12 protein-coding genes are annotated in these 14,949 nt (G+C 70.1%); 8 read left to right on the top strand and 4 right to left on the bottom strand.

What is annotated here, in order from left to right; translation table 11 throughout:
• Positions 1–8: 8 nt before the first annotated feature.
• Positions 9–2,402, bottom strand: coding sequence for a hypothetical protein (locus tag FHR37_RS19700; RefSeq protein WP_139239055.1), 2,394 nt, complete (start codon positions 2,400–2,402; stop codon positions 9–11).
• A 297-nt stretch (positions 2,403–2,699) separates the two neighbouring features.
• Here FHR37_RS19700 and FHR37_RS19695 point away from each other — a divergent pair, with 297 nt between their 5' ends.
• A complete protein-coding gene (locus tag FHR37_RS19695; protein WP_237768927.1) occupies positions 2,700–4,127 on the top strand; it encodes an MDR family MFS transporter in 1,428 nt (475 codons plus the stop codon).
• A 64-nt stretch (positions 4,128–4,191) separates the two neighbouring features.
• Here FHR37_RS19695 and FHR37_RS19690 read toward each other — a convergent pair whose 3' ends face one another.
• The gene (locus FHR37_RS19690; protein ID WP_092885264.1) at positions 4,192–5,013 is read right to left on the bottom strand and encodes a nucleotidyltransferase domain-containing protein; all 822 of its coding nucleotides are present in this window, start codon (positions 5,011–5,013) and stop codon (positions 4,192–4,194) included.
• A 167-nt stretch (positions 5,014–5,180) separates the two neighbouring features.
• Here FHR37_RS19690 and FHR37_RS19685 point away from each other — a divergent pair, with 167 nt between their 5' ends.
• On the top strand, positions 5,181–5,501 hold the full coding sequence (locus tag FHR37_RS19685; RefSeq protein WP_092885262.1) for a GYD domain-containing protein: 321 nt from the start codon (positions 5,181–5,183) through the stop codon (positions 5,499–5,501).
• Between the two features lie 57 nt (positions 5,502–5,558).
• On the opposite strand, the gene FHR37_RS19680 is transcribed toward FHR37_RS19685, so the two are convergent.
• The gene (locus FHR37_RS19680; RefSeq protein WP_092885260.1) at positions 5,559–6,284 is read right to left on the bottom strand and encodes a transporter substrate-binding domain-containing protein; all 726 of its coding nucleotides are present in this window, start codon (positions 6,282–6,284) and stop codon (positions 5,559–5,561) included.
• 274 nt (positions 6,285–6,558) lie between these two features.
• Between FHR37_RS19680 and FHR37_RS32615 the strand changes: the two genes are divergently transcribed.
• The 4 genes from FHR37_RS32615 (at position 6,559) to FHR37_RS19660 (ending at position 10,331) form a co-directional block, all read left to right on the top strand.
• On the top strand, positions 6,559–8,253 hold the full coding sequence (locus FHR37_RS32615) for an HNH endonuclease signature motif containing protein (protein WP_092885258.1): 1,695 nt from the start codon (positions 6,559–6,561) through the stop codon (positions 8,251–8,253).
• A gap of 120 nt (positions 8,254–8,373) precedes the next feature.
• On the top strand, positions 8,374–9,117 hold the full coding sequence (locus FHR37_RS19670) for an SDR family oxidoreductase (protein ID WP_092885256.1): 744 nt from the start codon (positions 8,374–8,376) through the stop codon (positions 9,115–9,117).
• Between the two features lie 11 nt (positions 9,118–9,128).
• Entirely contained in the window at positions 9,129–10,121 is a 993-nt protein-coding gene (locus FHR37_RS19665) for a sigma-70 family RNA polymerase sigma factor (RefSeq protein WP_092885254.1), read from the top strand.
• Positions 10,122–10,331 (top strand): hypothetical protein, encoded by a 210-nt coding sequence (locus tag FHR37_RS19660; RefSeq protein WP_175542621.1) that lies wholly within the window; start codon positions 10,122–10,124, stop codon positions 10,329–10,331.
• Between the two features lie 356 nt (positions 10,332–10,687).
• On the opposite strand, the gene FHR37_RS19655 is transcribed toward FHR37_RS19660, so the two are convergent.
• Positions 10,688–11,440 (bottom strand): SAM-dependent methyltransferase, encoded by a 753-nt coding sequence (locus FHR37_RS19655; RefSeq protein ID WP_202818201.1) that lies wholly within the window; start codon positions 11,438–11,440, stop codon positions 10,688–10,690.
• Positions 11,441–11,619: 179 nt separating this feature from the next.
• Here FHR37_RS19655 and FHR37_RS19650 point away from each other — a divergent pair, with 179 nt between their 5' ends.
• On the top strand, positions 11,620–14,568 hold the full coding sequence (locus FHR37_RS19650; protein WP_175542620.1) for a helix-turn-helix transcriptional regulator: 2,949 nt from the start codon (positions 11,620–11,622) through the stop codon (positions 14,566–14,568).
• 48 nt (positions 14,569–14,616) lie between these two features.
• Positions 14,617–14,832 (top strand): hypothetical protein, encoded by a 216-nt coding sequence (locus FHR37_RS19645; RefSeq protein ID WP_092885250.1) that lies wholly within the window; start codon positions 14,617–14,619, stop codon positions 14,830–14,832.
• The last annotated feature ends 117 nt before the right edge of the window (positions 14,833–14,949 follow it).

Below are 14,949 nucleotides of genomic sequence, written 5' to 3'. Positions count from 1 at the left end.
CACGGACCTCACTCCGCCGAGACTGCCGAGACCGCGACCGTCAGCCGGACGTGGCCGCCTCGGTCGGCGGGGAGGGTGACCGTCTCCGACTCCGCGTCGAAGGGCACCGGCGCGCCGTTGTCGACGACCGACGCGGCCACGATCCGAAGCCCGTCAGGGAGCCGTAGCCGGATCCGGGTGAGTGGCACGGCCGCCTTCTCCGGAAGGCGCACCTCGACGTCGACCCGGCCGTGTGCGACCCGCGAGTCGACGGTGACGTCGACCTTCCCCCACCGGGTGGGCACGCCGCGAGCCGAGATCCGGCCACCGTCGCGAAGCCAGTCGCGTGGGGTCGCCCGGCACAGCCACAGCACGTCCTCGAAGGGCTCCTCGAACGCCAGCATCCACCGCGTCAGCAACGGGACGACGAGCTGGGCGGGCACGGCGTACGGCGCGGCCGGCCGGTCCGGATGGACGCTCCTCGTCTCCGGCGCGGTCCACGATCCGCGCGTGTACTGGTGGGCCGACAGACTGTACAACGCCAGCAGGAACTCGCGGATCCGGTCGTGCTGCAGCAGGCCGTACGCGTGTCCGTAGCTGAGGAAGCCGGCCATTTCGCCGCCGTTGCCGCCGAGGTCGTCCCAGGAGTCGAACCCGTACGCCATCGGAACCCCGAGGCGGATGTCTCGGTGCGCCGCCCGGTAGCGAACGATCGTGTCCACGGCGTCCCCGTCGAGTACGCCGGAGTGCAGCAACTCCGAGTTGACACGGTAGGCGCGGAACTGCGGATCCACGTTGTCCCGTTGCACCGCGACGTGGAACGGCTCCTCGACGCCCGCGATGCTGGGAAGGCAGGGTGGTTGCACGTCGGTCAGCATCGACCGGTCGACGGCGGTACGAAGATCTGCCAGGAGCGCCGTCGACTCGTCCCGGAGCCGCTCGCCCCACGCCGTCAACCCGTCGTCGCGGTGGGTCTCGCCGAGCTCCTCCCACACGGCGCCGAGGTCGGCGAACCCGCGTACCGCCTCACTGCTGTTGGACAGGTAGGGCCGCACGTAACGGTCGGGGTCGGCCTCCAGACAGGAGTCCGCCTCGGACCAGCCCGCGATCAGGCCGTGCCCAGGATCGTTGTCCGGCAGGGATTTCGCGGTCGCGCGAAGACCGAGAAGCACCGTCGCGATGGCGTCGATACGCGGCCGGTGACGCCTCAGCAGGTCGTCATCCCGCGTGAGCCGGAAGTAGTGGGCGAGCACGGTCAGCATCCGGCCGTACTGGCCGGTGCCGGGGCCGCGGTAGACGATGGAGCCGTCGTCGCGGACGAAGTTGGTGAGGTAGTTGTCGACGTATCTGCGCGCGGCGTCGAACAGTCCCCAGTCCAGCATCGCGGTGACATCCACGTTGAACGTGTCCTGGAAGCCGTCGTGCTCGGCACCCCCGTAGGCCCGGTCCATCACGCCGTACTTCGGGAAGTCGCCGATCCGGGTGCTCATCGCCCGGGCGAGGGAGTGCCGCGCCTGGTCGGCCAGTCGCTGGTCAGGTACGTCGATGTCGGTGGCGTCCGCGAGCAGGTCCTCCCACCCCCGCACGGTGTCCAGCAGGTCGGCGAAGAAGTCGTCCGCGCGGTCGACGGTCGTACGAGGTGGGACCGGCGGGTAGGAGTCGACGTACTTCACCCACGCGAGCTCGCCGTTCTCGACCCTGGCGATGCGGTGCCACACCGGCTGGATGCGTTCGTTGCCGTTGTCGGTACGAAACGGAGCGAACATCACCAGCTCCGACCAGGTTCCCTCGCCTTCGGGGTAGACGAACCGGAGCACCGGAGGCCACCCGCCCACGAGCCCGTCCAGGACCTCGCCGCGCTCGCGGATCGCAGCGATCGCGGGGACGTAAACGGCCGGGTCGAAGTTCGCCGTACGTCCGCCGTAGGCGACGCCGATCTTGTCCCGGCACGAAGGAGTGGCGACGAACGTGTAGGTCGCCATGGCGGAGATGCTGGAGTTCGCGGGCTTGGCGATCGGCGGGAAGCACGCCGCGACGTCGGCGTACGAGGGGTCGCCGGGCTCGGCAAGAATCTCCTCGCCGAGCAGATCGGTGTCACTCGACAGGACTGTCCGGGCGTCGTGGCCGTGATAGAGGCTGCCGGCTTCGGCGAACGTGGGTTCCAGTGACTTGCCGAGGATGCGCGCGGTGCCGTCCTGACCGACCACGGCGATCGGTCCGGTCGTCGACGTGAAGTCCTCGAAGACCGCGACGTCACCGCCTCGGCGGCCATGAACCGTCGCCATCAGCACCCAGCCGTCCCGGGCCTCGCCCACGTGCAGCCGAGCTTCTGTGCCCTCCGCTACCGCGAGCGTGACGCTCTGCTCGCAAATTGTCACCAGGTGCGGGAGTGGACGGGGCGGCTCGTTCACTGCGGCTGTCACGGGGTGACTGTATTGCCGGCTTCCCGAGCGGACGCACCCGAGCCGGTTCTCTATGATGGTCAACTTCAGGGCGGCGTCGCGAGCCGGAATGCGTCCGGCCACCGATGAGTTGTGGACGGTACGCCGGTCTGAACGATCATGACGGCGACTACCGAGGCCCTCAGCCGGAATGCCGGCTGCGACACCGACAAGACCTACCCCGTGCGAGGATCCATGCCTGCCGATCGGCCCGAAGACGTCCGGACGGACCCCGCGGGCGTGCCGAGTCGTCGTACCCCCGCAGTGATCAGACTTCTGATGCTGGCGACCTTCGTGGTGATCCTCAACGAGACCATCATGCTGAACGCCATCCCGCGCCTGACGGCTGATCTGCACGTCACCGAGCAGGCAGCGCAGTGGGTTTCCACCGGGTTCATGCTGACCACCGCCGCCGTCATCCCGGTCACCGGCTGGTTCCTCCAGCGAGTGTCCACCCGCACCGCCTATGCCACGGCGATGGGCATCTTCCTCGCGGGTACGGCACTGTCGGCTGCCGCCCCGGTCTTCGAGGCGCTTCTGCTCGGCCGCGTCGTTCAGGCACTCGGCACAGCCGTGATGCTGCCGTTGCTGATGACCACCCTGATGTCCGTGGTGCCCGAGAGTGATCGGGGTCGGGTGATGGGCAACGTGACCCTGGCGATCTCGGTGGCTCCCGCGATGGGGCCGACGGTGTCCGGCTTCGTCCTGCAGCACGGATCGTGGCGGATGCTGTTCCTGCTGGTTCTGCCGATCGCGGGCGCGGTCACGTGGTTCGGGCTGCGTCGCCTCGAGAACGTCGGCGAGCCGCAGGACAGCACCATCGACTGGCCCAGTGTCGTCCTGGCCGCCGTCGGCTTCGGTGGACTGGTCTTCGGTCTCACCCAGTTCGCCGAGGGCGGAGCGGCCGAGTCGGCCGTCATCGTCGTCGGCGGCCTGGTGGCTGTCGGAGCGTTCGTGCTGCGCCAGCGCCGGCTCAAGCGCGCAGGCTCCACGCCGCTGATGGACCTGGGCACTCTGGGGCACTCGACCTATGCCAAGGGCGTGACCCTGATGTCGGCGGGGTTCGTGGCGATGATGGGCTCGATGATCCTGCTGCCCCTGTACCTGCAGAACATCCGCGACCTGAGCCCGCTGCAGACGGGCCTGCTGGTGATGCCCGGGGGTCTGGCCATGGGCGTGCTCGGCCCGACCGTCGGACGGGTTTTCGACCGGCGCGGTGGCCGGGTGCTGATCATCCCGGGCTCCGTCGGGATCGTGGCCTCGCTGGCCGGGTTCACCCAGGTGTCCATGACGATGCCGTACTGGCAGGTGCTCGGGCTCTACATGCTCCTGATGCTGTCGCTGGCCATGGTCTTCACCCCGGTCTTCACGCTCGCGCTCGGCGACCTGCCGCAGCACCTCTACTCCCACGGGAGTTCGATGCTGGGGACCCTGCAGCAGGTGGCCGCCGCGTTCGGCACCGCGCTGGCGGTGACCGTGATGACCCTCCGGGCGGACCAGCTGATGGGTTCCGGGACCCCCGCCGGCAGCGCGCACCTCGGCGGCATGCGACTCGCCTTCCTGGTCAGCGCGGTGCTCTCGATCATCGTGGTCGCGGTGGCCGTACGCATGCCGCAGCGAGCCGCTGACAGCCAGAACCCGACGCCGGACGACCCACAGCCGTGCCTGTCCGATGACGATCTGGACGAGCTCGAGCCCGTCCGCTGAACCCACGTCCCGGCAGAAGGAGGATCCGCCTCAGGTCGTACGCCGGTCCTGACCCAGGACGGGCTCACGAGCGGAAGTCGACGCCCAGGTGTCGCTGGAGGTGCGCGATCGTCGCGTCCTCGAGTTCCTCGGGCCAGGTGGCCCCGGTGCGGCCGGCCAGCGCCCTGCCACGCCGGATGAACTCCCGCGACAGCACCCGGATCGTGGCGGTGATGCCCTCCTCGGACACGTCCGCGGCTGGGATCGATTCCAGGAACGTGCGTTGCTCGGCGCTGAGGTAGGGGTTGAGCCTCTTGTTGCCGCCGCGCCGGCGAACTCCGCGTTCGGCGAGCATGACCTGGACCAGCCCGTCCCGGATCGCGTTGATACCGCTGTGGGCGACGGTGAGTTCGTTCCGACCGAACGTCACCACGAGGTTGCCGAGGAAGTACAGGCACAACGTGACCGCGGCGTCGGGGAAGAACGGCTCACCCGCGTGCGGTCTCGGCGCCGCCTGCTCGGCCGGAAGGAGGTCGCCGGTCGAGTCGTACAGGGGCAACCCGTCGTCCGTGAGCCGCGGGTCGGCCAGGCCGCACGGGTGCAGGATCAGGTCCAGATGCTGCCAGTCCTTTGTCAGGGCGTACCCGCCGATCAGGCCGGGCAGGCTGGTCGCGAGCACCAACGGACCGGCCATCGCTGCCGCCGTCTCCGGCCAGTTGTCCCGGAACCACTCGGCACTGTCGTCGCTGACCAGACAGTGCACGTCGACGTCGCTGTAGGCGTCGGCCTCCCCGGTCGCGAAACTGCCGGCGACCCAGGCGGCAAGGATCCGTTCGTCGCCGGCGGCAACGGCTTTCACACCTTCGATCAGCTTCCACTGCGGCTCGGTGCTCAGCTCCCGCAACACTTCACCCACCCTCGAAAGGCGCGAGCCTTGCCGTGCCCGCTGCCGTCGGACGTGCCGGTGATCCAGGATAGGCGCGGCTTTGAGCAGGGCCATGCCGAGATACGCCGGATTGAGGCGGAAAGGCGGGTGGTCGCCGGGTGAGAGTCTGGACGGAGGGGGTGGTTTCGATGCCGAAGTTTCTCGTGCAGGCGAGCTACACGGCCAAGGGGTCCGAGGGTCTGGTCAAAGACGGCGGAACCGGGCGGCGGGACGCGGTCGAGCAGGTGACCCGGTCGCTGGGCGGAAAGGTCGAGTCGACGTACTTCGCGTTCGGCGACGTCGATCTCTACAGCATCCTCGACTTCCCGGACAACGTCTCGATGGCGGCGGTGGCCCTTGCGGTCAAGGCGAGTGGGGCGATCCAGACGAAGGCGACGGTGCTGCTGACACCGGAGGAGATCGACGCCGCGGCCAAGAAGTCGGTGGAGTTCCGCCCGCCCGGCACCTGACGTAGGCGTGACGTCAAGAGCGGCTTGACGTCGGCGACCAAACGATCCTGGCTCCGGTCACTCCTCGGCGGAGGCGACCAGGGTGGCGGGGAGGCTTGCTCGGCGAAGCGACTCGGCGACGAACCCGCCGGCCCTGAGTTCCTCGACCAGTTCGCGCAGGAACCGAACGGTCTCCGGAGCCCGGTCCCTGGTCGTCCCCACCGCCTGCCGGATCTGCATGAAGCGTTCGTCGATCAGCCGGAACTCCGGGTGCGCGGCGACGTACTCCGTCATCGGCTGGCGGATGCCCGCTCCGGCGTCCAGAGCCTGGTCGCGGAAGACCTCGACTCCCTCCTCGCCGCGTACGACCTCCGCGTGCCGGAGGGTGCGGGAAAGGTAGAGATCGTAGGCGGAGCCGCGCTTCACCCCGATCCGCACGCCCGGCCGGTCGACGTCCGCGACGGTTGACAGTGGTGAGTCCTGGGGTACGACCAGCACGCCCTCGATCACGACGTACGGTCCGGTGAACGAGACCTCCGCTTCCCGTGCGGGCTCGATGGCCAGGAAGCAGAGGTCGGCCTCACCCGTCGCCATCGCCTCGAACGACTTACGCGCCGCGTCGAAGCAGAGCAGGCGTACCGGCAGGCCCAGGCGAGCCGCGACCTCGCGCGCGATGTCGACCGTGACGCCACTGGGGTTCGTGGGCGTTCCCTGGGCGAGTACGGGGTTGCCGAGGTTGATCGACGCCCGCAGGACGCCCGTCGGGGCGAGGTCCTCGGCGATCGCAGCAGTGCCGGCCGTCATGTGGGGGAGCGTACCGAACGGTGCTCGGTGGTCATGGTCGACGTCGTGTGGTTCAACGGCCGCGTCCGGCTTCTGAAGCGTCGCTGTCGGGCCATGACCACGTGACGGTGAAGAAGGTGCCGATGGAGCTGCTGGACGAGATCGCCGTACGCTGAGGAAGGCTTGTTGACCCGCGATCATCTGTCAACTGCAGGCGCAGAACTCCTGTGTACGTTGAGGAATCCCGCTCTGTGGGCAACCTGGGCTTGTCGGTGGTGGCCGGTACGATTCGATCATGTCTTCGAGTGAGTGGGGTGCCTGGACCGGTGGTGATGCCGCCGGCCGGATCCTGGCTGCGCTCGATCGGGTCGACGCTCCGCTGGACGAGGCGTGGGTGGCGCCGAAGGGTGGCCTGAAGCCGGAGGACATGGGGGCGGTGATCGCTGCGGCGCGGGCGAAGAAGGCCCGGCTGGAGGCGCTGGAGCTGGACCTGGTGGCTCTGGCGGAGGCCTGTGACATCGGCAGGCTGACCGGCTCCCCCAACGCCACCGTCTACCTGCGCACGGCGCAGCGGCTGGGCCAGCGGGAGGCGTCCGCAGTCGTCGGGCTGGCCCGCGCCCTGGGCAAGGTGGCGCGGCTGACCCTGGAGGCGATGGCCGCCGGGGCGGTGTCGGCGATGCAGGCGAAAGTGATCGCCGAAGCACTGAAGAAACTCCCCGAATACGTGGGGGCGGACGAGCGGCACTGGGCGGAGGAGTTCCTGATCGAGAAGGCCGGCTTCGCCAACCCCGACGAACTCCGTGGAATGGGCGAGTCGCTGCTGGAACGCATCGCGCCCGAAGAGGCCGAACGGCTGGAGGGTGAAGAACTGGCGAAGAAGGACCGCAAGGCCGAACAGAAACGGTCCCTGCGGTACCTGCCCAACGGCATCCCCCAGTCGGAGACGGTGCGGATCACTTTGCCGTCGTGGGAGATGGAACTGTTCCGCAAGATCATCGAACCGTTGGCCGAGCCGAAGAAGGGCGCAGAGCCGGACCGGCGGCCGATCGAACAGCGGCGAGGGGACGCGTTCGCCGAAGCCCTCGGCCTGCTCGCCGCCGCCACCACCGCACCCGTACGCGGCGGCCGACCACCCCAGGTCGCGGTCACCATCCCGATGGACGTCCTCCTGACCGGCACCGGTGCCGGGACGATCGACGACACCGCCACCCCCGTACCCCCCCGGCCCTGCACCTGCCCCTGCACCGACCCCAAGTACGGCACCAGCAAGGACACAGGCAACGCCAAGAACGCGAAGAACGCGGCCAAGGACCCCGACCAGGCCGGCGAACCGACGACAGAGGAGGCCAGAGGTCAGGACGAAGGCCAGGAATCCCAGCCAGGCAAGCAGAAACGGCCACCACCCGGCACCGGATCACCCGCCGACGGGATACCCCCACCGCGAGAACCGGTCCAACCCCCACAACCGAACACCGACCCCGGAACCGAGGAGGATGACGCCGAACTCCAGCGTGCGGTGGGGCTGAAGGACGCCATCGACCCGCACGACGGGTGCCCCAGGTGTGGAGGTGGCGGGTCGGCCCGTTACCTCGGCGCCGACGGCAAACCCATCTCGGCGGCGACGGTGCGCCGGTTGGCGTGCGAGGCCGACCTCATCCCGGTCGTCCTCGCAGGCGACGGGCAGGTGCTCGACCTCGGCCGCTCCGACCGGTTCTTCAGGGAACACCAGCGACGAGCACTCGCGATCCGCGACGGCAGCCACTGCCACTTCCCCGGCTGCAACATCCCCGAACCACGCTGCATCACCCACCACATGACCGCCTGGGACCACGGCGGCCCCACCGACCTGAACAACGGTGTGCTGTTGTGCCGCTTCCACCACGTCACCGTCCACCACAAAGGCTGGCTGGTGCGGATGGGCAGCCACGGCCACCCCGAGTACGTACCCCCGGAGTGGGTGGACCCGCAGCAGCGCATCCTCCGCCCCTGAGACGAGACGGTTCGCTGCCACGGCGACCGGGTGGCGAAAATTCTTTGGGTCCGGCGACGGATTTTCCGGTGGTCACCGGTCTTGATGGGGGAACGCACACCACTACCGCGGGAGGCTCCGATGTCCGAGACCACCTTCGAGACCGCCGTCGTCACCGGTGCGAGCCGTGGCTTCGGGCGGGCCATTGCCGCCGCTCTCGTCGCCCTGGGGACCCGCGTCGTCGGCGTCGCGCGCGATGAGAGGGACCTGAGTGCCGTACGTGAGGTGCTTGGTGAAGGTTTCACCGCCTTCGTCGGCGATGCGACCGACGAAGCTCTGGCCCGAGACGTGATCAGCGAGTACCAGCCCGGTCTGCTCGTGCTCAACGCCGGGGCCACCCCACACATGGCTCCCCTGCAGGAGCAGACCTGGGAGACGTTCAGCCGGAACTGGCACATCGACACCCGTCAGATGTTCGTCTGGACGCGGGCGGCGTTGTTGGCGCCGCTGGTGCCGGGGAGCGTTGTCGTCGCCATGTCGAGTGGCGCCGCTCTGGCCGGCTCTCCGCTGAGTGGCGGGTACGCCAGTGCCAAGCAGGCTATCCGGTACATGCGGGGGTATGCCGCGGAGGAGTCGGAGAGGAGCGGGCTCGGTATTCGGTTCGTCGCGTTGCTTCCGCAACTGACGCCGACGACCGGCCTCGGCTCCGTCGGGGTCGCGGGGTACGCCGCGCGGCAGGGCATCACCCCGGACGCCTTTGCTGAAGGGCTCGAGTCGATTCTCGGTCCGGAGCAGGTTGCCAAAGCCGTACTCGATGTCGCAGGGGACTCCGATGGTGCTTCGGAGTACGTTGTCAGCGGTGCCGAGTTGCGCCCGCTCAGCTGAATCGTCCGACAATGGAATCCGCACCACGGGGAGTGGCCGCGATGCCGTCCCACGCCGACTTCGCCACTGTGGCCGAACCCTACCGGCCCGAGCTACTCGCGCACTGCTACCGGATTCTCGGGTCCATCCACGACGCCGAGGACCTGGTGCAGGAGACCTATCTGCGTGCCTGGCGAGGGTACGGGCGGTTCGAGGGGCGATCCTCGGTGCGGCGGTGGTTGTACAAGATCGCGACCACGACCTGCCTCACGGCCCTGGAAACGCGCTCCCGGCGGCCGCTTCCGTCAGGGCTGGGCGCGCCCTCGGACGATCCGCGGGTGGCCGTGGCCGACCGAGATCCGTCGGTGCCGTGGCTCGAGCCGGCACCGGACTCACTGTTCGGCACCGGAGATCCGGCTGCCGTCGTGTCCGGGCGGAGCGGAGTGCGGCTGGCATTCATCGCCGCGCTCCAGCTGCTTAGTGCACGGCAGCGGGCCGTGCTGACTTTGCGTGACGTGCTCGCCTTCCGGACGGTCGAGGTCGCCGAGATTCTCGACACGACCACCGCGGCTGTCGACAGTGCGCTGCGTCGGGCACGGGCCCGCCTGGCCGAGGCCGGGCCGGTCGAGGACGAGTTGGCCGAGCCTGACGAGAAGGCCATCCGGGAGCTGCTCGACCGTTATGTCGACGCGTTCACCCGGGCCGACGCCGCCGCGCTGGTGGGGCTGGTGAGGGCCGATGTGGAGATGGAGATGCCGCCGATCCCGACCTGGTTCACCGGGCGGGCGGCCGTCATCGGGTTTCTGAGCAGTCGGGTCCTGGGCGGCGGCCAGTGGCGGATGGTGCCCACCCGGGCCAACGGGCAGCCCGCCCTTGTGGTCCACAAGCAGGTGGGCGGCGATGTGTACGCGGCTTATGGTGTGCAGGTTCTGACGTTGATCGATGCTCGGATCGCCCGGATCACGGCCTTCAACGAGCCACGTCTCGTGCCTGTGTTCGGTATCGAGGCCACGCTCACCGTCTGAGTGACGCGGCCACAGTGGGGCCCGTTCGTGCCGGTCCAGCTCGTACAGGCGCTGGAGATTCAGCCCGCGTGTGAGCAGGTCGGACAGTCGCAGTCGGCACAGGCGCAGTTGGCGCAGCTCTCACCGCCGCAGTTCCGGCACGAGCAGGTGCCGTGGTTGCAGCTTGGGCAGGTGCAGTCCGCACAGCGGCAACGGGCGCACACATCCTGACAGTTGCCGCACTGGCAGGTCGTGCACTCGTCGTAGTGTCCGGCATGTTCGCGATGCGCGTGGTCGCCGTGGAAATAGTCGACGTGGTCGTTGTGCACCACGGACTCGTGTCCGCAGCCGGGCCCGTGGGTGTGGTGCTCGTGCTCCTCGGCCCGGGCGTGAGCAGTGGCGGTCATCGCTTCCTCCTCGGCCGCCCTCGCGGGCATGCGCTTCGTACGGGCAAAGGCGAGCAGGTGACAAGGCACGCTTGCGGTGGTGCAGAAGGTGCCCCCACCGGAGTCCGGTTCCCCCTCCATCTTTCCAGTCCACCACGACCGCCAACCGCAGGTTGACGGCACGACACAACTCCCGAGCTCTCAACGTCGTCGCGCGACCACCCGGCTGAAACCCAGCAGCCGCCCGGCGTCGGCACGAAGCATCTCCGCCTCATCCCGGGGCTCGCCGAAGTCGCGGTCGCACACGTCGTTCCAGCGCAGCCAGTCCGCCCAGCCGCCGGGAATCCGGTCGGCCAGGTCGACGGTGACCTGGCCGGTCTTCTCCCAGTGGGAGCGCCACCAGTCCGGGCTGTGGAAGGAACAGAAGTCCCACTTCCAGTAGGGCGCCAGATGTGCCGGCGGATACGACGGTGGTTCCTCCGCGAGACCGGGGACCACCATGCCGATCGGGCCGCCAAGCTTGACGAATCGCGCGTAGTAGCCGAGATACAGGTCGTCGGTACCGAAGTAGTGGTAGGAGTCGACGCTGACCAGGGCGTCGAAGAAGCCCTCCTCGAACGGAAGCGCACGTGCCTCGGCGTGCACCGGATGCACCCGGCCACGTAGGTCGGCCTCCTCGATGCGGGACCAGTTCTGCGCGGCATCGATCCACAGGTCGGTGGCCCACACCCGTACGCCGAACTCCCGGGCAAGGAAGATCGAGGTGAGCGCCTTGCCGCAGCCCATGTCCAGGACCCGCATGCCGGGTTCGAGCGGCATGACCTCCGTCAAGGCTTCAGCCAGCCATACGGGGTTCGGGCCCATGGCGTTGTCCACCATCCAGCGGGCGGAGTATCGCCCCGACCGGGGGTAGCGCTCGTTCGTCAGCAACCGGGTCAGCTCGTCGTCCTCCACGCCGCGGAGTCTGTCGAGGCCGCACGCGGGAGGCAACCGGATTAAGGTGCCGGGCGAGGTCGGCGCCGTAGTACGTTCGGGCGATGCGTTCGGGACGGCCGGCAGGGGCTACGTCGACTCCGCCGTCAACGACGTCGACTCCGCCGTCAACGACGTGGGCGGCATCAGCCACCTCACCGTTGGCCGCGTCGGCCTCGACGTTCGTCGGGCGCGCTGCCGAGGTCGAGGCGATCGTCGGCGCCCTGCACGGACAGGCGGCGATGGTGCTGGTCGGGGGCGAGGCCGGCGTCGGCAAGTCCCGCCTGGTCCGCGAATGCCTTGCGTCCCCGGCGTTGGGCGGCCGAGTCGTACTGGCCGCTGCCTGCCCGCCGCTGCCGGAGCCGTTCCCGCTGGGGCCGGTGCTGGACGGCGTACGCCGGCTGGTGCCCCCTGACGGCGCGCTGGCGTTGAGCCCGCTGGGCGGCGCGCTGCGTCCGGTCTTCCCCGAGCTCGCGGACCGGCTGCCACCCGCGGTGGACGTACTCACCGACCCGATCGCCACCAGGCACCGGCTCTTCCGCGCGTTCGCCGAACTCCTGGAGTGCCTACGGGTGGACGTGCTGGTGGTGGAGGACGTCCACTGGGCCGACACGGCGACGTGGGAGTGGCTGCTGACGACGTACGCCACCGGCCACACCCGCGTGCCCGTGCTGCTCACCTACCGGCCCGCGGACGTGCCGGCCGGGTCACTGCTGCGCCGGCTGGTCACCAGGCGACCGGCGGGGATGGCGCAGCTACGGATCGACCTGCAGCCCCTCGACGTCGGCGGAACCCGCGACCTGGTGTCGGCGATGTTCGCCACCGAACAGGTGTCGGAGCAGTTCGCGGCGTTCCTGCACGCGCGTACGGACGGGCTGCCGCTCGCCCTGGAGGAATGCCTGCACCTGCTGCGCGACCGCCGCGACATCGTGGAGCGGGGCGGGCAGTGGACGCGCCGGGTGCTCGACCAGCTTCAGGTGCCGCCGACGGTGCGCGACTCCGTACTCGAACGCGTCGAGCGTCAGGCCCCGGAGACCCGCGCGGTGCTCGAGGCGGCCGCGGTCCTGGCCGCCCCTGCCGACGAGCCGACGCTCACCGACGTACCAGGGCTGGACGCCGAGGCCGGCCGGCGTGGTGTCGCCGCCGCGCTGACCTCGGGTCTGCTCCGCGAGGCGGGGCCGGGACGGTTCGTCTTCCGGCACGTGCTCGCCTCGCAGGCCGTGGACGAGGCGATTCCCGTCTCTCGCCGCCGCCACCTGCACCGGCGGGCGGCCGAGCGGCTCCGGCGTCTCGACCCGCCGCCGGTGGCGCGGCTGGCCCGGCACTTCCGGGAGGCCGCGGACCGCGAGGCCTGGACGGAGTACGCGGAGGCGAGCGCCGACCTCGCGCTGAGGTCCGGTGACGACCGGTTCGCCGTCACCGCGCTGCTGGAACTGCTGGCGGCCGGCGACCACCCGGTCGACCGGCGAACCCGGCTGGCCCGCAAACTCGGTGAGGCGGCGCACCTCGGCACCGCCGCGCTCGGCGACCTCGCGGCGCAGGTCGCCGACGCGCTGCGGAACGCGCTCGCAGCGGGCGTCGCGACACCCGCCGCACGTGGCGAGCTTCGGCTGCTGCTCGGCCGGATGCTCCGCGAGATCAGCGAGGAACCCGAGGCGTACGCCGCGATCGAGGCGGCCGTCGACGACCTCGGGCACCGCCCCGACCTCGCGATGCGCGCGATGCTCAACCTGGCCATGCCGCTGGTCCCGGACTGGCCGGCCGCCCGCCACCTGGAATGGCTGGAGCGTGGCACCAAAGCTCTGCCCGCGTCGACCTCCGAAGTCGACCGGCTGTCGTTCGCGGTCAACCGCGCGAGCTGCCTGCTGCTGCTGGGCGAGGAGGCGGGCTGGCAGGCGGCGGCGGAGCTTCCGCGGGAGGCGGCCGACCCGGACAGTCCGTCCGAACGGCTGGTCGTCGCGCGAGGTCTGCTGAACGCCGCCCAGCTCGCGGTGGTGTGGGGACGCTACGACGAGGTACGCCCGCGGCTGGCGTCGGCGCTGGAACACCTGCAGGCCGCGGACTACCAGCGGCTGCGGGCGACCGTCCGCGTCACCGAAGCCTTCCTCGACTGGCACACCGGCGACTGGGGCGACCTCGAAACCACGGCGAACGAGCTGCTCACCTCGGAGACGTCGGTGACGCTGGACCAGCTGCAGGCACGGCAGCTCCTCGGCCTGGTGGCCCTCGCCCGCGGCGAACGCGACACCGCGCGGCGGCACCTCACCGAGGTCACCGAGGAGTACGCCCGGCTCGGGGTGGTCGACCCGTTGGCCATGCCGGCCGCGGCGGCGCTGGCCCGGCTGCACCTGGCCGACGGCGCGGCGGACGACGCGCTGACGGTGCTCGCGCGCGACGTCACGACGATCGAACGCAAGGGCGTGTGGTGGTGGGCGACGGACATCGCACCGGTCGCGGTGGCCGCACTGGTCGCGTCCGGTCAGGTCGACACGGCCGCGGACATGGCCGGCCGGCTCGCCGCCGGTCTGGGTGGCCGAGGAGGACCGGCGCCCGCGGCCGCGCTGACGGTGTGCCGGGCGGTCGTCGCCGAGGCGCGGGGCCGGTTGGGCGAGGCGGCCGCGCTGTTCGCCGACGCGGCCGCGGGATGGCATGCCCTGCCTCGTCCGTACGACGAACTCCTCGCCAGCGAAGGGGAGGGCCGGTGCCTGGTCGCCGCGGGCGAGGAACGCCGGGGTCTCGCGCGGCTGTCGGACGCCGAGCGGGAGCTGCGGTCCCTGGGTGCTCGATGGGACGCCGACCGGGTGGCGCGGCTGCTACGCCACCACGGAGTCGAGGTGGCCCGGACCTGGCGGCGGGGCCCGCGCGGCTACGGTGACCGGCTCTCGCCGCGGGAGCTTGAGGTGGTCGGCCTGGTCGCCCGGGGGCTGACGAACCGGCAGATCGGCGAGACGCTGTTCCTCTCGCCGCGTACGGTCGGCCATCATCTGCGCGCCGCGATGCGCAAGCTGGGCGTGTCCACGCGTACGGCGGCGGCGATCGCCGCGACCGAGGCCGGCCTGCTCGCGGTGGACCGACCGTCCGGGCGGGCGCCGGAACCGGACAACCAATAGGTCATCTGCCCGGTCGCTGAAACTTCAGCCAGACCCGATCGTGTTCGGGTGGGCGGTGACCAGGGTGACGACCAGTACGAGCAGCAGCACGACGACCAGCAGCACGGCGACCTCGACGCGCAGCGCTCGGGCGACCCGGTGAGGCCGGAACAGCCGACGCGGATCGGGCGGCGCGTCACGCCGGGTTCGGATCCGTCCGAGCCCGACGCTCCTTCACCTCCCGCCGATTCACCTCCCGCCGACGAGCGCTTCGAACCCCTGTGACCTCAGCAGACGCGTGACATCACGGCAGACCTGTGAGGTCGCAGGAGACGAGTGACTTCGCACGAAGTCGCTACCCCCCAGGCAGTTGTGCCAACGCAGGAAAGAGGTCATGCCATG

The sequence above is a fragment of the Actinopolymorpha cephalotaxi genome (assembly GCF_013408535.1).
GTDB classification, from domain to species: domain Bacteria; phylum Actinomycetota; class Actinomycetes; order Propionibacteriales; family Actinopolymorphaceae; genus Actinopolymorpha; species Actinopolymorpha cephalotaxi.
The sequence above is the reverse complement of the archived record's forward strand: the minus strand, read 5'-3'. Positions and strand labels throughout refer to the sequence as shown.

Coding starts and splice junctions, on each gene's coding strand:
- FHR37_RS19680 (WP_092885260.1), bottom strand. CDS start 6,284: ATGACGGCCGGCACTGCTGCGATCGCCGAGGACCTCGCCCCGACGGGC.
- FHR37_RS19665 (WP_092885254.1), top strand. CDS start 9,129: ATGGAATCCGCACCACGGGGAGTGGCCGCGATGCCGTCCCACGCCGAC.
- FHR37_RS19685 (WP_092885262.1), top strand. CDS start 5,181: ATGCCGAAGTTTCTCGTGCAGGCGAGCTACACGGCCAAGGGGTCCGAG.
- FHR37_RS19695 (WP_237768927.1), top strand. CDS start 2,700: ATGCTGGCGACCTTCGTGGTGATCCTCAACGAGACCATCATGCTGAAC.
- FHR37_RS19670 (WP_092885256.1), top strand. CDS start 8,374: ATGTCCGAGACCACCTTCGAGACCGCCGTCGTCACCGGTGCGAGCCGT.
- FHR37_RS32615 (WP_092885258.1), top strand. CDS start 6,559: ATGTCTTCGAGTGAGTGGGGTGCCTGGACCGGTGGTGATGCCGCCGGC.